The organism is Stenotrophomonas sp. YJH_SMC_120 (genome assembly GCF_059368675.1).
Genome location: NZ_JCAFRY010000001.1, coordinates 367,405 through 392,690, shown reverse-complemented (window position 1 = coordinate 392,690; position 25,286 = coordinate 367,405). Strand labels below are relative to the sequence as shown.

The following is a 25,286-nucleotide window of genomic DNA, read 5'->3' as shown; positions in this document are numbered from 1 at the left end:
CCGGCAGATCCACGCCATGCGCGGATGCACTCAATCGGCGATGTTGCGTGCCTCGGCCGTGCCAAGGATTTCCGGGTGCTGCACCGGCTTGCGGCGGTTCAGCAGCGGATGCAGGAACACCGCGCCGACAATGATGGCCACGCCCAGGTAGAACCACGGCGTGACCTCGTGCTGCTCGCGCAGCAGCACCACCGCCAGCACCACCGCATAGACCGGCTCCAGGTTGGTCACCAACTGCACCGTATAGGCGCTCAGGTGGCGCAGTGCGACCAGGGCCAGGGCGAACGGCAGCAGCGTGCAGAACCCGGCCAGCACCAGCAGCAGGATGCTGTCGTGCAGATTCGGGACCACCCACAGCGGGCTGGCCAGTGCTGGCAGCAGGTAGGGCATCAGCGGTGCCAGCAGGGTCAGGGTGAGGGTGCCGGCACCCAGCTCCAGGGCGGTGACCGTGAGCGGATCGGCGTGGCTGACCATGCGCTTGTTGAGCGAGCCGAACACCGCCACCAGCAGCGCCGATATCGCGCCGATCAAGACACCCAGGCGCATGCCATCGGGCACGCCACCGACCACCAGCGCAACACCCGGCAGCACCGCCAGGCCGAACGCCAGTTCACGTAGCTGGAACGGCCGCTTGGCGACCCAGGGTTCGATGATCGAGGTGAACACCGGGGCCAGTGCAATGCAGGTGGCGGCCACCGAGGCATTGGCCAGCTTCACCGCGCCGTAGAAGGTCAGCCAGTGCAGGGCGACCAGCGCACCGATACCGGCGTAACCGGCCACCAGCCGCAGGGGCAGGGTGCGCAGCCCGCGCCAGACCCGCGGCAGCAGGGCCAGCATCGCCGTCACCAGCAGCATGCGCCACCACACCAGCGGCAATGCGGGCAGGGTGATCAGCTTGCCGAGGATGGCGGTGACGCCCCACAGCAGGACACAGAAGTGGATCTGCCACAGCGCTTTGCGGGTGTCGGGTGTGCTCATCCGCCTATTGTGAGGCAAGGCGAACGTCGCAGCGCTACCCGCGTGCGGGATCGCTGCCCTGGCCAACCCGCCGCTGCAGGGCCATCGCCGCCGCCGGGTTGCGTGCCTTGCCCGCGCCGATGCACAGCAGGTAGACCTCGCGCGGGGTTTCCGGAGCTGGCGCGGCCAGGCAGGGCAGGTCATCCACTGGTTCACCGCATGACCAGCGGCGTGCGCGTTCGGCCCAGCGCTGCTGCACGGGCGCCGGCAGGCCCTCGTTCAAGCGGGCCTGGCTGCGCTTGATCCGCGCATAGACGAAGCCGGCACTGACATCGCCGTGCAATGGCGCCTCGTCGCTATCCTCGATCACCAGCGCCACGCCGTGGCGGCGGGCGGCGTCGACCAGTGCCGGGCCATGTGCCTCGGCGTTGCGGACCTCCAGCGCATGCTGCAGCGGCACCCCGTCCAGATGCTTCGGCAGCTGTGCCATCAGCCGTTCCAGTGCTTCGGCGTCGGCCGGATGCCGTGGATCGAACTGCCACAGCAGCGGGCCCAGCCGGTCACCGAGCGCGGTCGCCGCCTGCAGGAAGGGCGCGGCCGCCTCGACCGTGCTGGACAGGTCGCGGCGCTGCACCAGGTAGCGTGGCGCCTTCATCGAAAACCGGAAGCCTTCCGGCGTTTGTGCGGCCCACTGCGCGCACTGCGCGGCGGTGGGCGTGCGGTAGAAGGTGCCGTTGATTTCGATGCAACGCAGGGCACGGCTGGCGTGGGCCAGTTCTTCACGCTGTGGCAGGCCTACGGGGTAGAAAACGCCGCCGCGCCATTCGGGAAACACCCAGCCACCGATGCCGCAGCGAATCGCTCCGGCGGTCACTGGCCGTGGTCCGCGCGCCACGGGTCGTAGCTGCCGAACCACCACAGGTAGCCTTCCGGGTCGGCGCAGGCATAGCCACGGCCGCCGTAGTCCTGGTCGGCGATGTCGATGACGATTCGGGCACCGGCGGCCTTGGCCCGGGCGTAGTGCGCGTCGGCATCGGTGACGATCACGCAGGCACTCTGCGTCTGGCGGCCGCCGACCTCATCAGGCATCGCCGCATGCTCGCTCCACGCGCTCTGGTTGCTGGCCGAGCCCAGCATGATCATGCCGGTGCCGAAGGTCAGCTGCGCATGGAACACCGTATCGCCGTCGGCGTAGACGGCCTGGGCATGGAAGCCGAAGGCGCGCTGCAGCCAGTCGATGGCAGCCTGCGCATCGCGGTAGCGCAGGCACGGAATGATGGTGGAGCCGCTGCTCGGTTGGCCGTTCTCGCCCATGACACCCCTCCTATGGCACAGGGCAGGGTGCAACGCAGAACGTTACCATCCCGCGAAACCCCGGTGACGGCCTGCACATGGCCGCCACCCCTGTTCGGAGATCGTGCTGGATGAAACCCTGGATTGGAGGAGCCGTGCTGCTGGCGTGCACGACCATGGCGAGCGCTGCCACCCCGGCGCAGCTGCAGGAGCTGGATGCAACCGTCGAGCGCGTGCGCGCGCAGTTCGACGTGCCCGGTATTGCCGTGGCGGTGGTCAAGGATGGCGAGGTGGTGCTGGAACGCGGTTGGGGCGTGCGCGAGCAGGGCAAGCCGGAACCGGTGCAGGCCGATACGCTGTTTGCCATTGCGTCCAACACCAAGGCGTTCACCGCCACCTCGCTGAACCTGCTGGCCGAGGACGGCAAGCTGAAGATGGACGACAAGGTGATCGACCACCTGCCGTCGTTCCGCATGTCCGATCCGTTCGTGACCGGCCAGATGACGATCCGCGACCTGCTGTCGCACCGCAGCGGACTGAGCCTGGGCGCCGGTGACCTGTTGTTCTGGCCGACCACCTCCTACAGCAACGCCGAAGTGGTGGAACGGCTGGGCAAGGTGCCGCTGAAGGGTGGATTCCGCGAGGGCTATGCGTACGACAACATCCTGTACGCGGTCGCCCAGCAGGTGATCGAGCATGTTTCCGGCATGAGTTACCAGCAGTTCCTGCAGACCCGCATCTTCGACAAGGTGGGCATGGCCGGCACGCGCTACAACGCCGATCACCTGAAGCCGGGCGACAAGGCTGCGGTCGGCCACGCCAAGTACGATTTCAAGGACCTGCGCACCGTCGCGCCGCTGACCTGGTCGAACAATGCCGGCGCCGGCGGCATCTATTCCAGCGCGCACGACATGGCGCGCTGGATGCAGGTGCAGCTGGCCGAAGGCAAACTGGCCGATGGCACGCCGTTGTTCACCGAGAAGAGCCAGCAGCAGATGTGGCGGATGATCACGCCGCAGTCGATCCCGGCGCCGAGCGTGCCGGAGCTGGCACCGGCGCGGGCCAACTTCGCCGGCTATGGCGAAGGCTGGAGCCTGAGCGACTACCGCGGGCAGAAGCTGGTCTGGCACACCGGTGGCTGGCCGGGCATGGTTTCGCGGCTGACCCTGGTACCGGGCGAGAAACTGGGCGTGGTGGTGCTGACCAATCAGGAAGTGGGCGCGGCGTTCAATGCGATCACCCTGAGTGTGCTCGATGCTTACCTGGGCGGTGAAAAGCATGACTGGGTGGACGCCTATGCCAAGGCCGTGGCCAAGGGACAGGACAAGGCCGACGAGGCATGGGCCAAGCACCAGAGCGCGCGCGACAAGGGCAGCAGGCCGTCGCTGGCGCTGGCCGGCTACACAGGCACGTTCCGCGACCGCTGGTATGGCGACATGCAGGTCAGTGCCGAGGGCAAGGGACTGCGCCTGCGCTTTGCCAGGACCGCGCAGCTGAGCGGACGCCTGGAGCACTGGCAGCACGACACCTTCATCGTGCGCTGGGACGACCGTTCGCTCAACGCCGACGCGTTCGTGAACTTCAGCCTGGACCCGGATGGCAAGGTGCGCGAGGTGCGCATGCAGCCGATTTCCGACCTGACCGATTTCAGTTTCGATTTCCAGGACCTGCTGTTCACCCCAGTGAAATGACGCCGCGGAGCGTGGCCCGGCGCTGACGTTTGACGAATCCGATGGGTAGTGCCGGCCGCTGGCCGGCAACCTCATGATCCCCGGATGCGTCGCAAGGGTGCCGGCCAGCGGCCGGCACGACCGCAGCCGCAGCCGCAGCGATCGTCGGCCGGCGTACACATGCGGCATGGGATACTCCGCCAGCTAAAGATGGCGAGGGAATGCGATGTTCCGTTGGTTTGAATCCCTGATTCCGGTGTTCCCGCCCGTGGACGGGCGGATGCCTCCGCGCAAGGTGCTGCCGTTCTACCTGCACTACCTGCGCCCGGTGTGGCCGGTGCTGCTGGCCACGCTCATCGCCGGCCTGCTGCTGGCGCTGGTGGAAGTGGCGATGTTCGATTACCTGGGCCGCATCGTCGACATGGTCGCCGAGCAGCCCGGTGCCGACTTCTTCAAGCGCCATGCCAACGACCTGGGCTGGATGCTGTTCATCACGGTCATCGCGCGTCCGATCCTGGTCGGCCTGCACAACCTGCTGGTCAACCAGGCCATCGTGCCCGGCCTGAGCAACCGCTCGCGCTGGTTGATGCACAACTATGTGGTGCGGCAGAGCCTGAGCTTCTTCCAGAACGACTTCGCCGGCAGCGTCGCCAACCGGGTGATGCAGACCGGTACCTCGCTGCGCGAGTCGGCGGTGCAGATGGTCGATTCGCTCTGGTACATCGTGGTCTATACCGGCACCGCGCTGTACCTGTTCGCGCAGGCCGACTGGCGGCTGATGGTGCCGCTGATCCTGTGGCTGCTGGCCTATGCGTTGATCATGGTCTACTTCGTGCCGCGCGCGAAGGAACGGGCCTGGATTGCGTCCGAAGCGCGTTCCAAGGCGATGGGCCGCATCGTCGATGGCTACACCAACATTCCCACGCTGAAGCTGTTCGCCCATGGCGGGCGCGAGCAGGCCTACGTGGCCGAGTCGATCCAGGAACTGGCGGTCAAGCACCGCGCGCAGACCCGGGTGACCACCGGCATGGACCTGACCATCGCCATCGTCAACGGTTTCCTGATCGCCGGTACCTGTGGGCTGGCGCTGTGGCTGTGGAATGGCGGCCACATCACCGTCGGTGCGATCACGCTGGCGACCGGCCTGGTGATCCGCATCCACAACATGTCCGGCTGGATCATGTGGACCATCAACGGCATCTTCGAGGACATCGGCACGGTGCAGGATGGCATCACCACCATCGCCCAGCCGCTGACCGTGCAGGACCGCGAGGATGCGGTGCCGTTGCAGGTGACCCGTGGCGGCGTGCATTTCCAGGACATCCACTTCCACTACGGCAAGAAGGGTGGCGTGATCGCAGGCCTGGACCTGGTGGTGAAGCCGGGCGAGAAGATCGGCCTGGTCGGTCCTTCGGGTGCCGGCAAGTCGACCCTGGTCAACGTGCTGCTGCGCCTGTACGACCTGGAAAGCGGCCGCATCCTGATCGACGGCCAAGACATTGCCTGCGTCACCCAGGAAAGCCTGCGCCAGCAGATCGGTGTGGTCACCCAGGACACCTCGCTGCTGCATCGCTCGATCCGCGACAACCTGCTGTACGGCCGTCCAGACGCGACCGATGAGCAGCTGCGCGCTGCGGTGGCCAAGGCGCGTGCCGAAGCCTTCATCGACACGCTGGTGGACGGGCAGGGGCGTCGCGGCTACGACGCGCATGTCGGCGAGCGTGGCGTGAAACTCTCCGGCGGCCAGCGCCAGCGCATCGCCATTGCCCGCGTGCTGCTGAAGGACGCTCCGATCCTGGTGCTGGACGAAGCAACCTCGGCACTGGACTCGGAAGTGGAAGCGGCGATCCAGGACAGCCTGGATGAGCTGATGGGCGGCAAGACGGTGATCGCGATCGCGCACCGGCTGTCGACCATCGCGCGCATGGACCGGTTGGTGGTGATGGACCAGGGACGCATCGTGGAGACCGGCACCCATGCCGAGCTGATTGCGGCCGGTGGCCTGTACGCACGGTTGTGGGCGCGGCAGACCGGTGGATTTGTTGCTGCCGATCAATGATCGCTTCGGGGTCGGATCCCTTTCTGCAGGAAAGGGCTCTGACCCCAGCGTGTTTCCGGAGACCTGCATGATCCGCCCCCTGCGCTCCCTGTTGCTGGCACTCAGCCTGGTTACCACGGTTGCCACGGCTGCGCCGGCACCCATGGACGGCGACCAGCTCGAGCAGGTCGTCCTGCTCAGCCGTCACAACCTGCGCGCGCCGGTGGTGGCCTCCGGCGCGCTCGCCAATGCGACGCCCGAGACCTGGCCGCGCTGGGAGGTGGCACCGGGCGAGCTGACCACCAAGGGAGGCGTGCTGGAGGTCTACATGGGCCGCTACATCGCCCAGTGGCTGCGCCAGGCGCAGCTGTTGCCGGTGTCGGGTTGCCCGCAGGAGGATGACTTCCACGCGTACGCCAACAGCCTGCAGCGCACCCAGGCCACCGCGCAGTTCTTCGTTGCCGGTGCTTTCCCGGGCTGCCATGTTGCGGTCGAACAGCGCATGCCGCTGGGCTCGATGGATCCGTTGTTCGATCCGGTGATCCGCCGCGACGACGCGGCATTCCGCACGCGCGCGCTGGAGTCAATGCAGCGAGCGCTGGCCGCAGTGGACCTGGCACCGGCTTTGTCCGTGGTGGAGGAGATCACCCGCTATCCGCAGTCGACGGCATGCAAGGGGCACAGCGACTGCCATCTGGCGCTGGCCGATACCACCTTCAGTACGGAACCGGGCAAGGAGCCTCGCGCGTCCGGATCACTGGCGCTGGCCAGCGGGCTGGTCGATGCCTTGTTGATGGAGCACTACCAGGGCAGTGGCATCCCCCGCGAAGGCTGGGGCCGGTTGACCACCGAGGCGCAATGACAGGCGCTGGCGCAGATCCGCAACCGCTACCAGGACATCCTGTTCGGAACGCCCGAGGTGGCGCGTGATGTGGCCGCTCCGCTGCTGACAAGAGTGAATGCGTTGTTCGACGACCCGGCGTCGCCGAAGGTGACCCTGCTGGTCGGTCACGATTCCAACATCGGCTCGGTGCTGGCGGCGTTGGGAATCAGCGACTACAGCCTGCCGGGGCAGTACGAGAAGACACCGATCGGTGGCCTGCTGCAGTTCGAACGCTGGCGTGATCGCCACAGCGGGGTGGAACGGATCCGCCTGGCCTACGTCTACCCGACCACCGCGCAGCTGCGCGATGCGCTGCCGCTGGCCAACGCGCAGCCGCCGGGCCGCGTCGTGCTGCGTGTGCCGGGGTGCGCGGCTCAGGGGTGCACCGTCGCCGAGTTCCAGCGCCTGCTGCATCCGAAAGCCCGCTGAGGCGCGCTGCTAACGCAGCGGCGTGCGCACGATGCCATGCGTGGCCATCAGCGTAAGGTCGCCGCCCAGCCGTGGCGAGTGGAACGGTCCGCGCGCATGCGCGGCGTCGAACACGCCGCCGTCAGGTGAGCGCAGGCGGTAGAACTCGACCCAGCCGCTGGCCTGCAGGGGCAACTGGGCAACGCCGGTGTGCTGGTTGAACCATGCAGGGTCCCTGCTGCCTTCGATGACCCGCCGCGCCAGGCGGTCGATCGCGTGGTTCCTGCTGGCATACCAGTCCTGGCCGCGCAGACGCGCCAGCTCGGCCATCATCACCAGTGGCGCCAATGCGTAGTCGTGGTAGTGCAGGGCCCGTTGCCCGCGGGCCATCTCCAGCGGCAGGCTGCCATCGTCCTGGATGTCATCGATGCCCTTCTGGAACGCGGCGTGGCCGGCCTGCCACAGGGCATCGTCGTCGGTGGTCAGGCCGGTGGCCAGCACGCCCAGCCCGCCCCAGTAGTAGTGGTTGTTGCGGCGCCGTTTCGGATTGTCCCAGTACGCCAGATTGGCCCGTGCCAGCTTCTGCAGCCACGGATCGATACGCGCACGCTGCTGCGGGTTGGCCTGGTCATGCACTTTCAGGTACGCCATGGCTACCGCATCGAGCATCCACTGACGCATGTAGAACGACTGATCGTTGTTGACCCGGATCATCTGCCCGAGCATGGCGCCGTCGTCGGCCCACGCACCCAACCAGCTCAGCGTGCACTGTGCCGCTGCCGGGTCACTGGTGCGCAGGTAGTCATCGCTCATGCGCGCGACGTCGGCGGCATAGCGGTCCAGCGGCGCAGTGGCGTCCTTGTTTTGCTGGTGCAGTACCGGGTCGATCACCGAGCCGACCTTGTCGGTGTAGTAGCCAAGCGCGCGGATGTCCGGCTGGCCGGGCGGCGGTGCGGGGCAGGCGGCGAAGGCACCCGCACTGGCCATCAGCGTGGGCAGCAGGGCGAGGCGCAAGGGGAGAGACATTGGAAACCGGCGGAAGGGAAATCCGGCGAACGATGCGCCTGGCCATGTTGCCGGCATGTGATGCGGAGATGGCTTGGCGATCCCCCACATACAGATCGGCCCGGGTTTCCCCGGGCCGATCCGCTTCAACTCACACCACCCCGATCACTCGATCGGCTGGTCCAGCATCAGCTGGCGTGCGAAACGCACCGGGGGTGCGCCGTAGGACAGTACCTGGTCGTGGTACGCCTTCAGGTTGAACTTGTCGCCCAGCTTCTCCTGCACCGCCTTGCGGGTGTCGAAGTGTTCCTGCGCACCGACGAAGTAGGTCGGTAGCTGTGCCGAGGTCAGCTGTGCACGCACCCACTTGCCCGCCGCTTCGCTTTCCTGCTGGAACGCGTCGTGGGTCATCAGGTGCATCGCCTTCTCGCGATCCCAGTTGTCCACGTGCACGCCCTGGTCGAGGATCGCGTTGGAGATCGTGCGCAGGTAGAACTTCAGCTGCACCAGGTGGAACAGCGGGTCGTTGTTGAGGTAACCCTGCTCCTGCATCATGCGCTCGGTGTAGACCGCCCAGCCTTCGGCGAACAGGCCTGAACGCAGCACCGCACGCAGGGTGGAGGGGAACTTGGCCGAATGCCAGCCTTCCAGGTAGTGGCCCGGGGTGCCTTCGTGGATGCTCAGCAGGTGGATCATGCGCGAGTTGTACTCACGCAGGAACGAGTCGACCTGCTTGTCGTTCCAGTCGTCCGGAATCGGCGACACGGCGTAGAAGGTCTTCAGGTTCTTGTCCAGCGGACCCGGTGAATCACAGTAGGCCACGGCCACGCCACGCTGGAATTCCGGCATCAGGATGATGTCCACCGGCGCGTCGGGCAGCGTCATCAGATCGTGCTCGCGCACGAACGCGGTGGACTGCTCCAGTGCGGCCTTGGCATCGTCGACGACCTTGTCGCGTGCCGGCTTGTCGGCGTAGGCCAGCTCCAGCGCAGCTTCAATGGCCTTCTGCTGCTGCTCGTCGGTCGGCTGGGCCGGCATCTCCGGCGCACCCGGCTTGTCCTTCAGCACGGTCTGCGCGATGCCGTACATGTCTTCGCGCACGCGCTTGAGTTCGGCGCGTGCACGCTCACCGATCTCCTGGCGCGACAGCGAGGAGCTCAGCGCGAACTTCAGCTTCTGGTCGTACTTTTCCGCACCGATGCGGAAGTCGCCCTTGGCATTCGGCACCAGGGTCTTGTCCAGCCAGGTCTGCTGCTCGTCCACCGCCTTCTTCAGGCCGTCGATGGCGGCCTGCAGGCGCTGCTGGTCGGCCTGCGGCAGTTCACCGATGTGCGGGGTGATGAAGGTATCGACGATGCTGAGGATGCCCTTGTTCTGCTTGGCCACCGTTTCGGCGTGGATCTTCGGCACCCGTGCCGGATCCAGGTTCTCGCGGGCCTGGGCGAAGATCGCCGGCAGCTTTTCCATGCGCGCGGTGGCCGACTTCAGGCGCTCCGGCAGCGGCGCGAACTCGCGCGCCATCAGGCCGTAGATCGCGCTGCCGGCAATGCCGTTGTACAGCTGCGGGTCCCACTTGCCGGACTGCAGCACTTCGGCGTTCCATATTTCCGACTGCAGCTGGTTGCGCAGGATCGCCGCGTCTACCTGGTTCTCGCGGCCCAGCTTGGCCACCTCGATCTTGTCCAGCTCGCCCAGCAGCGCCTTGTAGGCTGCCAGGGTCTTCTGCTGGCCGGCGGCACTGAGGTCGTCCAGCTCGCTGTCGTAGCGGTGGTCACCGATCTGGGTAGCGCTGACCGGCGACAGCTGCATCCAGGTGTCCAGGGCGCGCTTGGACAGGTCGGCGAAGGCGGCATCGACCGCCGCGTCACCGGCCTGCTGGCTGGTGGCCGGGGTGGAAGCGTTGGTCGGGGCGTCGGCCGGCTGGCAACCGGCCAGCGCGGCGACCAGGGCGAGGGCAAGAAGATGCGGGCGCATCGGCGTTCCTGTACGGGGTCAAACCCTGAGCATAGGGCCGCGTGGCTGCTTTGTCCCCGTGCCATAGGATTACCATGGGCGCAGACAAGGACCCTCCAAAGGAGCGCAGAACATGGAATACCAGGGAAGCTGCCATTGCGGCAGGATCGCATTCACCGTACAGGCCGGGGCGCCGATCAGCGACGCCATCGACTGCAACTGCTCGATGTGCCGCCGCCGTGGCAGCCTGCTGTGGTTCGCCCCGCGCGAAGCGTTCCAGCTGAGCACCGATCCGGCGGACGTGGCCACCTACCACTTCAACAAGGCCCACATCGACCATCACCATTGCCGCGAATGCGGCATTGCCCCCTACAGCGAGGCGGTGGATCCGCGCAGCGGTGTGCCGATGGTGGCGGTGAACGTGCGCTGCGTGCCTGCAGTGGATCTGGCCACGCTGGCGGTGACCTCCTACGACGGGGCCGCACTGTGAGGCCGGTGCGCGCGTGGACGTGCATGGCGGCAATGCCGGTGCTGCTGCTGGCGCTGGGCGCCTGCGCCAAGCAGGGCGACATGGCGGCGGATGCGGGCGCCACGGCGGCCGAGGCTGCCATCGCTTCACCGGAAGGCGCATTCCTCGCCTACGAACACGACGTGCAGGTGCAACTGGAAGCGGCGCAGATCGCACCGCGCATCCAGCAGGTGGCACAGGCCTGCCAGAGCGCGAAGTTCGGTGACTGCGCGGTGCTGCAGGTAGACCAGCGCAGTGGCGAGCAGCCCAGTGGCGAGGTCAAGGTGCGGATTGCACCGAAGGGCACCGAGCCGTTGATCGCGTTGGCCGGTGAGGGCGGCACGCTGCAGTCGCGCAACACGCGTGCCGAGGACCTCGCGCAGGCCGTGGCCGACACCGCGCTGACCAAGGCGCGGCTGGAGAAGGAACACGCGCGGCTGCTGGCCTACCAGGACCGCAAGGACCTGAAGATCGAGGACCTGATGGCGATCACCACGCGGCTGTCCGAGATCGAGGCGGGTGTCGAGCAGGCCAGCAAGGATGCCGCGCAGCAGCGCCGGCGCATCGATACCCAGCTGGTGACGATCCATTTCGATACCACGTCCGGCCAGCGCAGCCGCAGCGAGATCGGCGAGGCGCTGAGCGAGTCGGGCAGCATCCTCAGCACCAGCGTTGCGTTCCTGATCCGCGCCGTCGCCGCGCTGCTGCCGGTGGCGGTGCTGGCCTTGATCGCGGCCTGGGGTATGCGGGCATGGTGGCGCCGCCGCCGTCGCAAGCTGCCGCCCAACCTCTGAGGTGAAGGCTGATGCCGGCAGCCAGCCGGCATCAGCCCTCGTCGGTCTCGTACTCGACGAACACATCCAGCTCCAGCGCCAGTTCCTGCACCGCGTCGCGCACCTTCTGCGCGGTGCTTTCATTGCCGACTTCCACTTCCAGCTCATGGATGCCCGGGCCGATGTCGTCGGACAGCCCGGCCGAGCTGGAATCGTCGTCGTCCATGTGCGGCATCAGATCGTCGGTTTCCTCGACATGCTCGATGCCCTCCAGGCCGAGCAGCAGGTCGCTGATGGCACGGGCGTCGTCTTCAGTTCCGGTGATGCGCAGTCGCAGCATGGCCATGGCGTAGGTACGTTGTGGAGTTGCCTGCAGCCTAGCCAGCGCCGGGCAAAGAACGGGTGAGGGTGCAGTCAGGCGCGTGTGGCCGGGCGCCCGAGCAGGCTGTCCGGCAATGCCGGAATCGGTGTGCGTTCGTCCTGCGCCTGCTCCAGCAGCCAGTCGATGAACAGGCGTGCGGCCGGGCTGGGCGGTTGCCCTTCGGCATGCACTACGTGATACGCATAGCGCGCCTTCAGCGCCGGGCCGGGCAGGCGCACCACCTCGTAGCGCTGCAGATAGGGCTGGGCGATGTGGGTGCGCGCCAGCACCGCGCCCATGCCATACACCGCAGCACGCATCGCATCGGTGCTGTCGGCGAAGGTGTGCATGGGTGGCAGCGGCGACGGCGTGCGCACGCCGGCGTGGCGGAACCAGTCGCGCCAGCCCTGCGGCGACAGGTCGGTGAGCAGCGGCAGGTCGGCGATGCGCGCCGGATCGACCAGCGTTTCGACGCCGGCCAGTGCCGGTGAGGCGACCGGGAACAGGTAGTCATCCATCAGGTGCTGCGCACGCAGGCCGGGCCATTGGCCCAGGCCGTAGCGGATGCCCACTTCCGGGCCGTTGTCGTCATAGCGATCCAGCCCGCTGCCGGTATGCAGTTCGATGCGGATGTGCGGGTAGGCCTGGGTGAAGCGCGGCAGCCGTGGCAGCAGCCAGCAGTAGGACAGCGAGCGCAGCGTGGTGATCCGCAGCGGCACGCTGTCGGCATCCGGCTGCAGGTGATGGGCGACGGCCGCGACATCGGTGAAGGCGGCGCTGGCGGCGTCGGCCAGTTGCCGGCCCTCGGCAGTCAGGCGCACGCCACGCGCGTGGCGCAGGAACAGGCGCACCTCGAGCACCTCTTCCAGGCGGCGCACGTGGTGGCTGACCGCGCTGGCGGTCAGGTGCAGCTCCTGCGCGGCCTGGGCGAAGTTCTGGTGGCGCGCGGCGACCGCGAACACGGCCAGTGCGGGTAGCAGGGAAGGGCGTAGCAGCATGTCGAGCCTCAAACCATATTTGTGGCTGGCAGCGATACTACGCGCTTGTGCAGCGGGCGTCTGCGCCTGATCCTGTCCGCCTTGGCGAGGAATTGACGATGTACGGAGGCAAGGCATGAATGCGGTCCCACAGGCGGCCGAGCGCGATTGGCGCACGCCGCTGGAATTGACCCTGCTGGGCGCCATCTGGGGCTGCTCGTTCCTGTTCATGCGGGTGGCGGTGCCGTCGTTCGGCCCGTTCGCGCTGGTCGAGGTGCGGCTGGTGCTGGGTGCGCTGGTGCTGCTGCCGTTCCTGTGGCGCGCCCGCGCGCAGTTCCCGCCGCGGCGCTGGCTGTGGCTGGCGCCGATCGGCCTGATCAACTCGGCGTTGCCGTTCGTGTTGTTCGCCTATGCAGCGGAACAGGCGCCGGCGGCGATCGGCGCGATCTGCAATGCGATGACCGTGCTGTTCGCCGCGCTGATCGCCTTCCTGTTCTTCGGCGAGAAGATCGGCTTGCGCCGCGCCGGTGCCTTGCTGGTTGGCTTCGCTGGCGTGGTGGTGCTGGCCACCGCCAAGGTCTCCGGCCTGAGCATCGGCACCGCAGTGCTGGCCGGTGCAGCGGCATCGCTGCTGTACGGCCTGGGCGTGAACCTGGTGAAGCGGCACATGACCGGCCTGCCCTCGGCCGCCGCCGCGGCAGCCACGCTGTCGTGTGCCTCGCTGTGGATGCTGCCGATGGCGGTCAGCCACTGGCCGCAGGCGGCGATTCCGTTGAAGGCCTGGGGCGCGGCGATCGCATTGGGCGTGGCCTGTAGCGGCCTGGCGTACCTGATGTTCTATCGCCTGATCGGCCGCATTGGCCCGTCACGCGCGTCGACGGTGACCTACCTGATTCCGCTGTTCGGCGCGGCGTTTGCGTGGTTGTTCCTGGGTGAGGCGGTGACGGTGCAGATGCTGATTGCGGGTGTGTTGATTCTGGGCAGCGTGGCGGTGAGCCAGAAGGGCTGAGGAATTGGCGTTTTGCGCGTTGCGCGTGCTGAAGGTGCTTCACTGTTCATGGGCGTTACTTTTCTTTGTACGCAAAGAAAAGTAACCAAAAGAAACGTTCCGCCGGTCGCGAGCCGGTGCTGCGCACCGGTGCCCTGCGCTCCTCGGCCCGTCGAGGGACGGCGCGGGAACTCGCTGCGCTCAGACACCCGCGCCTCTTCGCCCTCGCCGGACCTGCGGTGCTCGGCTCGCTCAAGGCGGATCCAAGATCAAAGGCAGAAGCGGTCGCTTCGCTCGCCGGGCCCGGCCCGGCACTACCATGCATCGTCGTGCAGCTGTGGCTCTTGACCTTGGGTCCGCCTTGAGTGAGCCGAGCATCGCAGGGGAATCAGGGGCGAAGAGGTGCCGATGTCTGAGCGCAGCGAGTTCGGCACCGTCCCCTGATTCACCGAGAAGCGCAGGGGACCGACGTGCGAAGCACGGCGGCTCGCGACCTGGCGGCGCGTTTCTTTTGGTTACTTTTCTTTTCGCGCGAAAAGAAAAGTGACGCCCATGAACAGTGAAGCAACTTCAGCACGCGTCACGCGCAGGAAACCATCAGCGCACCGGCACCGGAATATTGCAGAGATCGATATGCCCGGCCGGACGCTTGTAGAAATCATCCACGCGATTGCGCCGTGCCTCCACCGTATCGGCAAACGTCTTCGAATCGGTGCGCAGTACCTGGATCGGCGTGCGCTCGGCCGCCGGCACATCGCTGGCACGGCGGATCGACACGATCGGCGTACGCAGTGTCGGGTCGGTGTAGAAGCCCATCGGCGCCGGTCCGCGCGGGATCGCGCTGAGCAGCTCCATGCCCTTCAGCACGCGGCCGACCAGGGTGATGTTGCGGTCCAGCTGACGCGGTGACTGCCCGGTCACCACGTACAGTTCGGCACCGATGCTGCTGTCCTCTTCGTTGCTGCGGCCGGCGCCCAGCATGCCGTAGCAGTGCGCCAGCCAGGCCTTGCCGGCCTGCGGGTCCTGGCCCACCGGGAAGCCATCGACGAAACCGGTCTGCGCGGCCCAGCCATCGCGGTCCGGCAGCACGCTCACCTTCAGGCCGGCGCCGGCGCGCTCGAATTCGGCCGGCAGCTTGCGCTCGGCACTGCCGAACGGCTTGGCCTTGGCGGCGTCATCGGCGTCGGCATCGCCGAACTGCACCACGAAGTTGTCCTGTGAGCGGTAGATGCTGGTGCCGTCCCAGAAGTGCTCGTGGGCGAAGGTCTGGATGTTGGCGACATGGCGCGGGGCGAACTGCGGCGCGAGCTCGATGATCACGCGACCGGCCGGCAGGTCCATGTACAGCAGGTTGGCCGGGTCCGGCGTGCGCCAGTCGCGGGCCGCCGATGCGTCGAGGATCTGCTGCGGGCTGCGGTAGGGCGTGGCCGAACTGGCCATGGCGGGCAGCAGGCAGGACAGGGCGATGGCGGTCAGGGCAAGGCGACGAAGGTGCGGCATGGGATCCCCGGAACATGAACGAGGCTTCGATTCTGCGCGAGCGGCCCGGCCACGCCAACCGGCACGATGACTAACGACACATTCGCTATACCGAACTTCGCACTACTGTGGACTTCAACGTAGTGGAGGGCCGGTCATGTCCGAGGACGATGTCCAGCTGAAGAAGTTCCAGAAGGAGCTCAGCGCCGGAACGGTGTCGCTGGCCCTGCTGGCGGTGCTGGCCCGGGCCGGGGAGCCGCTGTACGGCTACCTCATTGCCAAGGAGCTGGAGCGGGTGGGCGAGGGCGTGCTGAGCGGCAAGCAGAGCGCGCTGTACCCGGTGCTGCGCAATCTGGAAGGAGCCGGCCTGCTGGAAAGCCATGTGGAGCCGTCCAGCAGCGGGCCGCCGCGACGCTACTACCGCATCAACGAACGTGGCCGCGAGGTGCTGGCGCAGTGGCGCCAGGCCTGGCAGGCCACCCGCGATTCCGTCGATTCCGTGTTGGAGGGGGTACCGCAATGAACGATCCGAGCCTGGCAGGCCGCACCCTGCCGACCACCATCCCGCAGTACCTGGCGCAGCTGCGCGCGGCGCTGGAAGGCGCCGACCCGGCGATGGTGCAGGACGCGCTGTACGACGCCGAGGAGTACCTGCGCTCGGAGCTGGCGGCGCAGCCCGGTCGCAGCGAGGCCGAGGTGATCGCCGACGTGGCCGGCAGCTACGGCGCGCCGGACGAAGTGGCCGAGATCTACCGCGAGACCGAAGTGACGGTGAACCGCGCGCTGCGCACGCCGCGTGCCGATACCGCACCGGTGCTGCGCGCAGCGGCGGAAGCCAGTGGCGTCGAGCCGGCCGCACCGCCGCCGGCGCCGGTGCAGCGCTCGCTGCTGGCGCGTTTCTTCGGCGTGGTGACCGATCCGCACACCTACGGTGCGCTGTTCTACATGCTGCTGTCGCTGGCTACCGGCATCTTCTTCTTCACCTGGGTGGTGACCGGCCTGTCGCTGTCGCTGGGCCTGCTGATCCTGATCGTGGGCATTCCGCTGACCGTGCTGTTCTTCGGCTCGGTGCGCGGGCTGGCGCTGCTGGAAGGGCGGCTGGTGGAAGCGCTGCTGGGCGAGCGCATGCCGCGCCGTCCGCGTTACACCGATCGCAGCCGCACCTGGCTGCAGCGCATCGGCGACATGTTCACCGATGGCCGCACCTGGCTCACCCTGCTGTACTTCGTGCTGATGCTGCCGCTGGGCGTCATCTACTTCACCCTCGCGGTGACGCTGCTGTCGCTGTCGCTGAGCCTGATCTGGGCGCCGGTCGCGGCAATCTTCAGTGGCGACATTCCGGGCGTGTACGTCGATGGCGTGAATGTACTGCCGATGGCTGCATCGCCGCTGGTGGCGATCACGGTTGCTGCGGCGGGCGCGCTGCTGCTGCTGCTGACGATGCATCTGGCACGCGGCATCGGCAAGCTGCACGGGCTGATTGCCAAGAACCTGCTGGTGCGGTTGTAACAGGCCAGGGGTCGGATCCCTGTTCGCAGAACAGGGCTCTGACCCCGGATCCCATCATGCTGGGGTCAGAGCCCTTTCCGTTGGAAAGGGATCCGACCCCGAGGCGAGGCATTACCCCGCCTTTCGCCGCAACGGGGTGACGTTGCTCTTCTTCTTCGTGACCTTCGCCGCCGGTGCTTCGGCATGCGCGGCGAAGAAGTCGCGCACCTTCGGGTACACCACTTCGCGCCAGCGACGGCCGCTGAAGATGCCGTAGTGGCCGGCACCTTCGACGATGAAATGCTCGCGTCGGTCAGCAGTGATGCCGGTGCACAGCGCCTGTGCGGCTTCGGTCTGGCCGAGGCCGGCGATATCGTCCAGCTCGCCTTCGATGCTGAGCAGCGCGGTATCGCGGATCGCCGACGGATCGACCTTCTCGCCGTTGACCAACCACTCGCCACGCGGCAGCAGGAAGTCCTGGAACACCACGGAAATGGTATCCAGGTAGTACTTGGCCGGCATGTCCAGCACCGCGTTGTACTCGTCGTAGAAACGACGGTGCGCGTCGGCGTCTTCCAGATCGCCCTTGACCAGGTCGGTGTAGAAATCCCAGTGCGAGCTGAAGTGGCGGCTGGGGTTCATCGACAGGAAGCCGGCGTGCTGCAGGAAGCCCGGATACACGCGACGGCCGGCACCGGGATAGCTGGCCGGCACGGTGTGGATGACGTTGTTCTCGAACCACGACAGCGGGTTCTGCGTGGCCAGGTTGTTCACTGCGGTCGGGCTGCAGCGCGCATCGATCGGGCCACCCATCATCACCAGCGTGCGCGGCGTCGGTTCGCCACGGCTGGCCATCAGCGAAACCGCGGCCAGCACCGGTACGGTCGGCTGGCACACGCTCACCACGTGCAGGCGCTCGACGCCGAGGTGGCGCATGAATTCCTGGATGTAGGCGATGTAGTCGTCCAGGCCGAATTCGCCTTCGCTGGACGGCACCATGCGCGCGTCGACCCAGTCAGTCACGTACACGCGGTGGTCGCGCAGCAGCGTGCGCACGGTATCGCGCAGCAGCGTGGCGTGGTGGCCCGACAGCGGCGCCACCACCAGCACGAACGGCTGGTTGAGCATCGTGTGCAGCTGGTCGGCTTCATTGCTGTGGCGCTTGAAGCGCAGCAGCTTGCAGAACGGCTTGCTCACTTCCTCGTGCACGACGATCGGCACGCGTTCGCCATCGACGTCGATTTCGTTGATGCCCCACTCGGGCTTCTCGTAATCCTTGCCGATGCGATGGAACAGCTCATTGACCGCCGCCAGGCGATCAGCGCCGGGCATCTGCGACCACCAGTGGCCCTGGTTGGCGAAGAACCTGGCGTTGGCCTGGGCCTGGTGCACCCAGGGGGCGAGCAGGTTGCGGGTCAGTTCGTGCAGTTGATAGAGCATGACGACCGAATATGTATGGTCATATGTTGCCGCGCAGCATATCCCATCCGGGTGTCCCGCAGGTTAAGTCGGCTGAAAATAATGAATCCGGATTCACATCCGTTCCAGCGCGGCCGCATCGCCTGCCAGGGCGGGGCCGAGCCAGCAGTGCGACCCTACCGGCTGCAGGCCGTGCCGGGCCAGCGTGCGGCGGTACCAGCGCGCCGGGCGGGCCTGGAAGCCGTCATGGTCGCCCTCGAACTCGTCCTCGGCGGCGAAGGTCTCCAGGAAGGCCACGCCACCGGTCAGCTCGGCCACGCCGGCCAGACCGGCGCGCAGCTCGCGGTCGGGCACGTAATGCATCACGTCCGAGCAGATCAGCAGGTCGACCGGGACACAGGGCCGCAGCCAGGCGAAATCGCCGAAGCGGGCCATGTGCAGGTTGCGGGTCCTGCCGTAGCGGCGCACAGCGTACTCGCTGCTGTCGAAGCCGAGGTATTCGACCTTCGGACGCAGCTTCAGCAGCGGTGCACGCCAGGCGCCTTCACCGCAGCCGATGTCCAGCACGCTGCGGATCGGCCGCTCCAGGTAGTACTCGGCGCTGGCCACGGCCAACGCGACCTTGCGCGCCAGGCGGGCGCTGCCGCCGATGTCGGCACGGCGGTACCAGCGTTGGAAGTAGGCGGCGTCGTAGGTCTTGTCCATGGGGCGGTGCGCGGTCGGGGAAAACGGCGCCTATCGTACGGTGTTGCGACGCGCCATGCGTCGATGTGTCGCGGCGTGCGTGCCTGCAGCGGCTTCGCCACGGCATGCGAGAATGGCCGTCAACCTACGCCAGCCGCCGGAGCGAGCGCATGCAGAGCTACTACTGGGTCAAGACCTTCCACATCGTGTTCGTGGTGGCGTGGATGGCCACGGTGTTCTATCTGCCGCGCATCCTGGTGAACCTGGCCGAGACTGCAGGCCAGCCGGCGGTGACCGAGCGCCTGCAGCTGATGGGCCTGCGCCTGTACCGCTTCGGCCACTCGATGTTCGGCCTGGCATTCCTGCTGGGCCTGGTGCTGTGGCTGGGCTACAAGGTGATTCCCGATTTCCCGACCATGGTCGCGCCTGGTGGCGCCGGCTGGCTGCATGCCAAGCTGGGGCTGGTGGTGCTGCTGCTGGTGTACTTCGGCTGGATCGGCCGCCTGCTCAAGGGCGTGGCCAAGGGCAGGGCGCTGCCGTCGTCGCGCGCGCTGCGCTGGATCAACGAGATCCCGCTGCTGGCCTTCATTCCGATCGTGTGGCTGGTGCTGGCCAAGCCGTTCTGAGGCGGGGGCATCTGCACCCGGTAGATCCACGCCATGCGTGGATGCCGTCAGGGCGCAAACGAAAGCGCCGGGCATTTGCCCGGCGCTTTCGTTTCTGCAATCACCTGCGTGTTGCCGGCCAGCGGCCGGCACTACCAGGCCTACCTGCATGCTGGCCAGCGGCCGGCACTACGTCAGGCTGCTTCGTACGTGCCGTAGCTGCGCAGGCGCGCGTAGCGCTGTTCCAGCAGCTGTTCGGTGGACAGCTTGTCCAGCGCATCCAGCTCGTTCAGCAGCACCGCCTTCAGGCGCTTGGCCATCTGCGTCGGGTTGCGGTGGGCGCCGCCGGTGGGCTCGCGTACGACCTTGTCGACCAGGCCCAGGCTCTTCAGGCGCGGGGCGGTCAGGCCCAGCTGTTCGGCCGCGTCCTTGGCCTTGCCGGCGTCCTTCCACAGGATCGAGGCGCAGCCTTCCGGGGTGATGGTCGAGTACACCGCGTATTCCAGCATCACGGTGCGGTCGCCCACGCCCAGCGCCAGCGCGCCGCCGGAGCCGCCTTCGCCGATCACGGTGCAGATGATCGGCACCTTCAGTTCGGCCATCTCGATCAGGTTGCGCGCGATCGCTTCGGACTGGCCGCGCGATTCGGCGTCGATGCCCGGCCAGGCGCCAGCGGTGTCGATCAGGGTCAGCACCGGCAGGCCGAAGCGCTCGGCCATCTTCATCAGGCGCAGGGCCTTGCGGTAGCCCTCCGGCTTGGGCATGCCGAAGTTGCGCTTGATCTTCTCCTTGGTGTCACGGCCCTTCTGGTGGCCGATCACCATCACTGCACGGCCGTTGATGCGGGCCAGGCCACCCATGATCGCCTTGTCGTCGGCGAAGGCACGGTCGCCGGCCAGCTCCTGGAACTCATCGAACATGACGCGGAGGTAGTCGGCGGTGTAAGGGCGCGACGGATGACGTGCCAGCTGCAGCACCTGCCACGAGGTCAGGTTGCGGAAGATCTGCGCGGTGCGCATGCGCAGCTTGTCCTGCAGCGCGTGCACTTCCGCCTCGACATTGACCGCCGGCCCGGCACTGGCGTTGCGCAGTTCCTGGATCTTGGCTTCCAGGTCGGCGATGGGTTGCTCGAAGTCGAGGTAGTTCGGATTCATCGGAAGCCGTCGTGTAAAGAAGAGGGGAATTCTAGCCGAATGCGCGCAAACCACCCGTACGCCTTCGTCTGGAAGGCGACGGTAGCGCAGCCGGGCGGGGCGCGCCAGTCAGCTCAGGGCACCACCAGGGCGCTGCGGCCCATCAGCTGGCTGCGCTGGGAAACGAAGTCGTTGTAGGCCTCGTTGGCGTCACGGCCCAGCCCGCTGCCCAGGGTGGCGGTGGCCGAGGTGAAGGCCATCTGCGCGGCGAAGTCCTGCTTGCGCAGCGCCTTCTGTTCATCGGCGGTGGTCGCCTTCAGCCAGCGCGCATAGACCTCGCGCAGCGGCGCGGCGTGGGCCTCGAAGGCGGGCACCAGCGCCGGCAGGCTGGCCGGGGCCGGTTCCAGGCTGAACGCCGGGGCCACGTAGCCGGCCGGCTGCTCGCGCTTGAAGGCGCCGGGCTCGCCCATGCCTTCTTCCACGTAAGCGATGAAGTCTGGCGCGGTGAACACCTTGGCCACGATCTGGCCACCGCTGGCGTCGACGTGGGCCACCACCTTTTCCTTCGGGAAGGGTTCGCGCACGCCGTAGGTCCAGCTCTTGTCGATGAACAGGTCGTGGCTCTTCTCGAACGGGCCTTCGAAGTCGACCCCGCCAAGTTCGATGCCCTTGTTGCCGACGCCGAAGTTCTTCAGCTTGCTCTCGTCGGTGACATAGACCTCGCGGGCGATCACGTACTCGCTGAGGGTCGGATTGATCAGGCCGCCACGACCGTCGACGTAGACGATGAAGCGCACGTCGCCGAGCTTGTCGGTGTGCAGGCGGTGCTCGCCGATGGCCAGCGAGATCGGGCGCGAGCCCTGTGCGGCCACCGGCAGGTCCTTGCCATCGATGCTCAGGGCCAGCGGCGCATCGGTCGGGTTGTCGATCTGGAACTCGACCTTCGATGGCGAGCAGGCGGCCAGGGCCAGCGCGGCGGCGAACGGGAACAGCAGGGTCTTCATTGGCAATCGTCCTTGATGACTGGAACGGGAAAAACAGGAATACGGAGGAGCCGACCTCAGCTGGCCCACGGTGGGCTGTAGCGCACTTTCAGCGTGCGCACGGCGGGGTCGGCGCGCAGCGCCTCCATCAACTTGGAATCGATGCGCACCGCGCTCTGCCCGGACACATCGAGCATACCGGCGACGCCGCCGTGCGGGCCCTTCAGCAGCAGGTCCAGGCGCAGCGGCGTGCGCCCCGGGCGATGGCGGTCCAGCAGCGCATTGACGCGCTCCCAGACCGGGCGCTGCTGGCGCAGGTCCAGGCGCAGCGACAGCCGCGTGGCGTAGTTGGCGCAGACTTCGTCGAAGTCCCAGCACTGGCGGATGCGCAATGCGTAGCCGCCGTTGAACTCGTCCTCGCGCAGGCCGCCCTTGACCACCAGGATGCGGTCCTTGGTCATCAGGTGCCCGAACTCGGCCATCGCGTCGGAGAACGCGCTGCACTCGACGCGGCCGCGGCCATCTTCCAGCTGGATGAAGATCTGGCTCTCGCCCTTGCGACGCACACCGACCACCTGGCCGGCCAGCACGGTCTGTACTTCCGGGCGCCAGCGCTTTTCGCCGCCGCCGCCACCACCGCTGTTGGCGCTCCAGATCTTCTCCACCGAACCCAGGTCGTTGCCGACCAGATCGCGTACATCGTCGCGCCATGGATCGAACGGGTGGCCACTGAGATAGAAGCCCAGCGTGTCGCGCTCGCCGTTGAGGCGCTGCAGCAGCGGCCATTCTTCGGCTTCGGGCAGGTCCAGCTGGATCGTGGTCGCGCTCGGGTCCGGGCCACCGAACAGCGAGTTCTGTCCCGAAGCGCGCTCGCGGGCCATCTGGTCGGTAGCCTTGATCACCTCCGGCAGCTGCAGCATCAGCGAGGCACGGTTGCGGCCAAGCTCGTCCAACGCACCACAGTTGATCATCGCTTCCAGCGTGCGCCGGTTGAGCTTGGCCGAGCCGACGCGGGTGCAGAAGTCGAGCAGGTCCTTGAACGGGCCGCCCTTCAGTCGCTCCTCGACCACCGCCTCGCAGGCACCCTGGCCGACGCCCTTGATCGCACCGAGGCCGTACTGGATGGTGTCCGGGGTCACCGCTTCGAACATGAAGGCCGACTGGTTCACCTTGGGCGGCAGCACGGTCAGGCCGAGGTTGCGCACCTCGTCGAGGAAGCCGACCACCTTGTCGGTGTTGTCCAGATCGGACGACAGCGTGGCCGCCATGAACTCGGCCGGGTAATGGCGTTTCAGCCATGCGGTCTGGTAACTGACCAGCGCGTAGGCGGCGGCGTGCGACTTGTTGAAGCCGTAGCCGGCGAACTTCTCCATCAGGTCGAAGATCGCGTCGGCCTTGGCTTCGTCCACGCCGTCCTTGGCCGCGCCTTCGCGGAAGATCTCGCGGTGCTTGGCCATTTCGGCCGGCACCTTCTTGCCCATCGCACGGCGCAGCAGGTCGGCGCCGCCCAGCGAGTAGCCGCCGACGATCTGCGCCATCTGCATCACCTGCTCCTGGTACACCATGATGCCGTAGGTGTCCTTCAGGATCGCTTCGGTGCGCGGATCGGGATAGATGATTTCTTCCTGGCCGTGCTTACGCGCATTGAAGGAGGGAATCAGGTCCATCGGGCCGGGGCGGTACAACGACACCAGCGCGATCAGGTCTTCGAAACGATCGGGGCGCGCGTCCTTCAGCAGGCGGCGCATGCCCGAGGATTCGAACTGGAACACTGCGCCCGTATTGCCGTTGGCGAAGATGTCCTTGTAGGTGGGCGTGTCGTCCAGCGGAATCGCGGCGATGTCCACCGGCGGAATGCCGGCGCGCTCATGGCGCTTGTTGATCGCCTTCACCGCCCAGTCGATGATGGTCAGCGTGCGCAGGCCGAGGAAGTCGAACTTCACCAGGCCCACTTCTTCCACGTCGTTCTTGTCGAACTGGGTGACCGGGTTCTTGCCGAGGCCGTTCTCGTCGTGTTCGGCGTACAGCGGGCAGAACTCGCTCAGCGGTTCGGGCCCGATCACCACGCCACCAGCGTGCTTGCCGGCGTTGCGGGTCAGGTCTTCCAGCTGCAGCGCCAGGTCGATCAGGTCGCGGACATCGTCCTCGGTCTCGTAGCGCTGGATCAGTTCCGGCGACGCCATTTCCGAGCTGGGGCCTTCCTTGCCCTTGCCCAGTGCATCCTTCAGGTGGATGCCGAGGATGTTCGGGATCAGCTTGGAAACACCGTCGACCAGGCCGTACGGGAAGCCGAGCACGCGCCCGGAGTCGCGCACCACCGCCTTGGCGGCCATGGTGCCGTAGGTGATGATCTGGCTGACGCGCTCGCGCCCGTACTTGCGCGCGACGTAGTCGATCACCTCGTCGCGGCGGTCCATGCAGAAGTCGATGTCGAAGTCGGGCATCGACACGCGTTCCGGGTTCAGGAAGCGCTCGAACAGCAGGTTGTACGGCAGTGGGTCCAGATCGGTGATCTTCAGCGCCCACGCCACCAGCGAACCGGCACCCGAACCACGGCCCGGGCCGATCGGGATGCCCTGGTTCTTGCCCCACTGGATGAAGTCGGCCACGATCAGGAAGTAGCCGGGGAAACCCATCTTGATGATGGTGTTGAGCTCGAACTCCAGGCGCTCGAAATAATCTTCGCGGGTCTTGCCCGGCGCCAGCGGATTCTTCTCCAGGCGCTCTTCCAGGCCGTCGCGCGACATCTTCTGGATCCAGGTATCCAGGGTCTCGTCGTCGGGCACCGGGTAATTGGGCAGGAAGTAGGTGCCCAGCCGCATCTCGATGTTGCAGCGCTCGGCCAGCGCCAGCGTGTTGTCGATGGCATCGGGAATGTCGGCGAACAGCGCACACATCTCTTCGGCCGATTTCAGGTACTGCTGGTCGCTGTACTCGCGCGGGCGCTTGGGGTCGTCCAGCACGCGGCCGGTGGAAATGCACACGCGCGCTTCGTGCGCGCTGAAATCGGTGGGCGCCAGGAAGCGCACATCATTGCTGGCCACCACCGGCAGGCCACGCTGGCCGGCGGCCATCAGCGCGAACTGGTTGAAGGTTTCCTCGCCCTCGCGGCCGGTGCGGGTCAGCTCCAGGTGCAGGCCATCGCCGAACACGCGCTGCCAATCGGCCAGCTGCTGCTCGGCCAGTTCATGCTTGCCGTCCAGCGCCAGGCGCCCGGCCAGGCTCTGCCGGCCGGCCAGCGCGAACAGGTTGGCGTTGCCGGCCTTCAGCCAGTCCGGATGGATGGCCACGCCGCCTTCGGGGCGATGGCCTTCCATCCACGCGCGGGTCAGCAGCCGCGACAGGCTCAGGTAGCCCTCGCGGTCGCGGCACAGCAGGGTCATCCGCCACGGATCCTGCCCTTCCTCGGCGATCAGCACGTCGGCGCCGGCGATAGGCTTGATGCCCACGCCTTCGGCCGCCTTGTAGAACTTGACCAGGGCGAACAGGTTGTTGAGGTCGGTCACCGCCAGCGCGGGCAGGCCGAGTTCGACCGAGCGTGACAGCAGGTTGGCCTGCTTGGCCTTCTTCGGGTCCGCCTGGTCCGGCTTGGCCGGCACACGGATGGTGGAGTCCGCCAGCGAGAACTCGGTGTGGACGTGGAGATGTACGAAGCGGGAGTTGGACATGCCGGACCAGGTT

General features: G+C 67.0%; 21 protein-coding genes and 1 pseudogene. 9 read left to right on the top strand and 13 right to left on the bottom strand.

Features of this window, described 5'->3' with window-relative positions; all coding sequences use genetic code 11:
• Nucleotides 1–30: 30 nt before the first annotated feature.
• From AC5P60_RS02055 to AC5P60_RS02045, 3 genes are read right to left on the bottom strand one after another with little or no spacing between them, the layout of a single operon-like run.
• Nucleotides 31–978, bottom strand: a complete 948-nt coding sequence (locus AC5P60_RS02055; RefSeq protein WP_005408711.1) for a DMT family transporter — start codon at nt 976–978, stop codon at nt 31–33.
• Between the two features lie 34 nt (nt 979–1,012).
• Nucleotides 1,013–1,831, bottom strand: coding sequence for a DUF72 domain-containing protein (locus AC5P60_RS02050; protein WP_049454693.1), 819 nt, complete (start codon nt 1,829–1,831; stop codon nt 1,013–1,015).
• Nucleotides 1,828–2,271, bottom strand: a complete 444-nt coding sequence (locus AC5P60_RS02045; RefSeq protein ID WP_005408713.1) for a VOC family protein — start codon at nt 2,269–2,271, stop codon at nt 1,828–1,830. Before AC5P60_RS02045 ends, AC5P60_RS02050 begins: the two co-directional genes overlap by 4 nt.
• Before the next feature lie 110 nt (nt 2,272–2,381).
• Between AC5P60_RS02045 and AC5P60_RS02040 the strand changes: the two genes are divergently transcribed.
• The 3 genes and pseudogenes from AC5P60_RS02040 to agp all read left to right on the top strand — a co-directional run bounded on the left by AC5P60_RS02040 (nt 2,382) and on the right by agp (nt 7,270).
• Complete coding sequence (locus AC5P60_RS02040) at nt 2,382–3,941, top strand: serine hydrolase (RefSeq protein ID WP_483692907.1); 1,560 nt, start codon at nt 2,382–2,384, stop codon at nt 3,939–3,941.
• Nucleotides 3,942–4,146: 205 nt separating this feature from the next.
• Nucleotides 4,147–5,979, top strand: coding sequence for a multidrug efflux ABC transporter SmrA (smrA, locus tag AC5P60_RS02035; RefSeq protein WP_088436638.1), 1,833 nt, complete (start codon nt 4,147–4,149; stop codon nt 5,977–5,979).
• A gap of 67 nt (nt 5,980–6,046) precedes the next feature.
• A pseudogene (agp, locus tag AC5P60_RS02030) lies at nt 6,047–7,270 on the top strand (bifunctional glucose-1-phosphatase/inositol phosphatase).
• A gap of 9 nt (nt 7,271–7,279) precedes the next feature.
• Here agp and AC5P60_RS02025 read toward each other — a convergent pair.
• Together AC5P60_RS02025 and AC5P60_RS02020 are read right to left on the bottom strand one after the other, a co-directional pair.
• On the bottom strand, nt 7,280–8,275 hold the full coding sequence (locus tag AC5P60_RS02025; protein ID WP_483692906.1) for a polysaccharide lyase: 996 nt from the start codon (nt 8,273–8,275) through the stop codon (nt 7,280–7,282).
• 144 nt (nt 8,276–8,419) lie between these two features.
• Nucleotides 8,420–10,228, bottom strand: coding sequence for a DUF885 domain-containing protein (locus AC5P60_RS02020; RefSeq protein WP_005408718.1), 1,809 nt, complete (start codon nt 10,226–10,228; stop codon nt 8,420–8,422).
• A 112-nt stretch (nt 10,229–10,340) separates the two neighbouring features.
• Between AC5P60_RS02020 and AC5P60_RS02015 the strand changes: the two genes are divergently transcribed.
• Complete coding sequence (locus AC5P60_RS02015; protein ID WP_483692905.1) at nt 10,341–10,697, top strand: GFA family protein; 357 nt, start codon at nt 10,341–10,343, stop codon at nt 10,695–10,697.
• 23 nt (nt 10,698–10,720) lie between these two features.
• Entirely contained in the window at nt 10,721–11,509 is a 789-nt protein-coding gene (locus AC5P60_RS02010) for a DUF4349 domain-containing protein (RefSeq protein ID WP_088436641.1), read from the top strand.
• A 31-nt stretch (nt 11,510–11,540) separates the two neighbouring features.
• Here AC5P60_RS02010 and AC5P60_RS02005 read toward each other — a convergent pair whose 3' ends face one another.
• Together AC5P60_RS02005 and AC5P60_RS02000 are read right to left on the bottom strand one after the other, a co-directional pair.
• Nucleotides 11,541–11,834 (bottom strand): hypothetical protein, encoded by a 294-nt coding sequence (locus tag AC5P60_RS02005; RefSeq protein ID WP_005408721.1) that lies wholly within the window; start codon nt 11,832–11,834, stop codon nt 11,541–11,543.
• A 68-nt stretch (nt 11,835–11,902) separates the two neighbouring features.
• Nucleotides 11,903–12,847 (bottom strand): LysR substrate-binding domain-containing protein, encoded by a 945-nt coding sequence (locus tag AC5P60_RS02000; protein ID WP_005408722.1) that lies wholly within the window; start codon nt 12,845–12,847, stop codon nt 11,903–11,905.
• Between the two features lie 115 nt (nt 12,848–12,962).
• Here AC5P60_RS02000 and AC5P60_RS01995 point away from each other — a divergent pair, with 115 nt between their 5' ends.
• A complete protein-coding gene (locus tag AC5P60_RS01995; protein ID WP_483692904.1) occupies nt 12,963–13,835 on the top strand; it encodes a DMT family transporter in 873 nt (290 codons plus the stop codon).
• A gap of 576 nt (nt 13,836–14,411) precedes the next feature.
• Here the strand turns inward: AC5P60_RS01995 and AC5P60_RS01990 are convergent.
• The gene (locus AC5P60_RS01990) at nt 14,412–15,314 is read right to left on the bottom strand and encodes a peptidylprolyl isomerase (RefSeq protein ID WP_483692903.1); all 903 of its coding nucleotides are present in this window, start codon (nt 15,312–15,314) and stop codon (nt 14,412–14,414) included.
• Between the two features lie 136 nt (nt 15,315–15,450).
• On the opposite strand from AC5P60_RS01990, the gene AC5P60_RS01985 reads away from it, so the two are divergent.
• Both AC5P60_RS01985 and AC5P60_RS01980 read left to right on the top strand, forming a co-directional pair.
• On the top strand, nt 15,451–15,816 hold the full coding sequence (locus AC5P60_RS01985; protein WP_032128337.1) for a PadR family transcriptional regulator: 366 nt from the start codon (nt 15,451–15,453) through the stop codon (nt 15,814–15,816).
• Nucleotides 15,813–16,802 carry a sensor domain-containing protein gene (locus AC5P60_RS01980; RefSeq protein ID WP_049454730.1) on the top strand — a complete coding sequence of 330 codons (990 nt, stop codon included), beginning with the start codon at nt 15,813–15,815 and terminating at the stop codon, nt 16,800–16,802. The genes AC5P60_RS01985 and AC5P60_RS01980 overlap by 4 nt, the downstream gene beginning before the upstream one ends.
• Before the next feature lie 111 nt (nt 16,803–16,913).
• Here AC5P60_RS01980 and AC5P60_RS01975 read toward each other — a convergent pair whose 3' ends face one another.
• Nucleotides 16,914–18,221, bottom strand: coding sequence for a polyhydroxyalkanoate depolymerase (locus tag AC5P60_RS01975; RefSeq protein WP_495201668.1), 1,308 nt, complete (start codon nt 18,219–18,221; stop codon nt 16,914–16,916).
• Between the two features lie 93 nt (nt 18,222–18,314).
• The gene (locus tag AC5P60_RS01970; RefSeq protein WP_483692901.1) at nt 18,315–18,905 is read right to left on the bottom strand and encodes a class I SAM-dependent DNA methyltransferase; all 591 of its coding nucleotides are present in this window, start codon (nt 18,903–18,905) and stop codon (nt 18,315–18,317) included.
• 149 nt (nt 18,906–19,054) lie between these two features.
• On the opposite strand from AC5P60_RS01970, the gene AC5P60_RS01965 reads away from it, so the two are divergent.
• On the top strand, nt 19,055–19,510 hold the full coding sequence (locus AC5P60_RS01965) for a CopD family protein (protein WP_005408730.1): 456 nt from the start codon (nt 19,055–19,057) through the stop codon (nt 19,508–19,510).
• Between the two features lie 173 nt (nt 19,511–19,683).
• Here AC5P60_RS01965 and AC5P60_RS01960 read toward each other — a convergent pair whose 3' ends face one another.
• The 3 genes from AC5P60_RS01960 to dnaE form a co-directional block, all read right to left on the bottom strand.
• Nucleotides 19,684–20,643, bottom strand: coding sequence for an acetyl-CoA carboxylase carboxyltransferase subunit alpha (locus AC5P60_RS01960; protein ID WP_005408731.1), 960 nt, complete (start codon nt 20,641–20,643; stop codon nt 19,684–19,686).
• A gap of 113 nt (nt 20,644–20,756) precedes the next feature.
• Nucleotides 20,757–21,626 (bottom strand): hypothetical protein, encoded by an 870-nt coding sequence (locus AC5P60_RS01955; protein WP_483692900.1) that lies wholly within the window; start codon nt 21,624–21,626, stop codon nt 20,757–20,759.
• A gap of 56 nt (nt 21,627–21,682) precedes the next feature.
• Nucleotides 21,683–25,273 (bottom strand): DNA polymerase III subunit alpha, encoded by a 3,591-nt coding sequence (gene dnaE / locus AC5P60_RS01950; protein ID WP_005412734.1) that lies wholly within the window; start codon nt 25,271–25,273, stop codon nt 21,683–21,685.
• Between the last annotated feature and the right edge of the window lie 13 nt (nt 25,274–25,286).

Coding starts and splice junctions, on each gene's coding strand:
- AC5P60_RS01970 (WP_483692901.1), bottom strand. CDS start 18,905: ATGGACAAGACCTACGACGCCGCCTACTTCCAACGCTGGTACCGCCGT.
- AC5P60_RS01985 (WP_032128337.1), top strand. CDS start 15,451: ATGTCCGAGGACGATGTCCAGCTGAAGAAGTTCCAGAAGGAGCTCAGC.
- AC5P60_RS02010 (WP_088436641.1), top strand. CDS start 10,721: ATGGCGGCAATGCCGGTGCTGCTGCTGGCGCTGGGCGCCTGCGCCAAG.
- AC5P60_RS01965 (WP_005408730.1), top strand. CDS start 19,055: ATGCAGAGCTACTACTGGGTCAAGACCTTCCACATCGTGTTCGTGGTG.
- AC5P60_RS02025 (WP_483692906.1), bottom strand. CDS start 8,275: ATGTCTCTCCCCTTGCGCCTCGCCCTGCTGCCCACGCTGATGGCCAGT.
- smrA (WP_088436638.1), top strand. CDS start 4,147: ATGTTCCGTTGGTTTGAATCCCTGATTCCGGTGTTCCCGCCCGTGGAC.
- AC5P60_RS02045 (WP_005408713.1), bottom strand. CDS start 2,271: ATGGGCGAGAACGGCCAACCGAGCAGCGGCTCCACCATCATTCCGTGC.
- AC5P60_RS02020 (WP_005408718.1), bottom strand. CDS start 10,228: ATGCGCCCGCATCTTCTTGCCCTCGCCCTGGTCGCCGCGCTGGCCGGT.
- AC5P60_RS01955 (WP_483692900.1), bottom strand. CDS start 21,626: ATGAAGACCCTGCTGTTCCCGTTCGCCGCCGCGCTGGCCCTGGCCGCC.
- AC5P60_RS02055 (WP_005408711.1), bottom strand. CDS start 978: ATGAGCACACCCGACACCCGCAAAGCGCTGTGGCAGATCCACTTCTGT.
- AC5P60_RS01990 (WP_483692903.1), bottom strand. CDS start 15,314: ATGCCGCACCTTCGTCGCCTTGCCCTGACCGCCATCGCCCTGTCCTGC.
- AC5P60_RS02000 (WP_005408722.1), bottom strand. CDS start 12,847: ATGCTGCTACGCCCTTCCCTGCTACCCGCACTGGCCGTGTTCGCGGTC.
- AC5P60_RS02040 (WP_483692907.1), top strand. CDS start 2,382: ATGAAACCCTGGATTGGAGGAGCCGTGCTGCTGGCGTGCACGACCATG.
- dnaE (WP_005412734.1), bottom strand. CDS start 25,273: ATGTCCAACTCCCGCTTCGTACATCTCCACGTCCACACCGAGTTCTCG.
- AC5P60_RS01980 (WP_049454730.1), top strand. CDS start 15,813: ATGAACGATCCGAGCCTGGCAGGCCGCACCCTGCCGACCACCATCCCG.
- AC5P60_RS02005 (WP_005408721.1), bottom strand. CDS start 11,834: ATGGCCATGCTGCGACTGCGCATCACCGGAACTGAAGACGACGCCCGT.
- AC5P60_RS01960 (WP_005408731.1), bottom strand. CDS start 20,643: ATGAATCCGAACTACCTCGACTTCGAGCAACCCATCGCCGACCTGGAA.
- AC5P60_RS02015 (WP_483692905.1), top strand. CDS start 10,341: ATGGAATACCAGGGAAGCTGCCATTGCGGCAGGATCGCATTCACCGTA.
- AC5P60_RS01975 (WP_495201668.1), bottom strand. CDS start 18,221: ATGCTCTATCAACTGCACGAACTGACCCGCAACCTGCTCGCCCCCTGG.
- AC5P60_RS01995 (WP_483692904.1), top strand. CDS start 12,963: ATGAATGCGGTCCCACAGGCGGCCGAGCGCGATTGGCGCACGCCGCTG.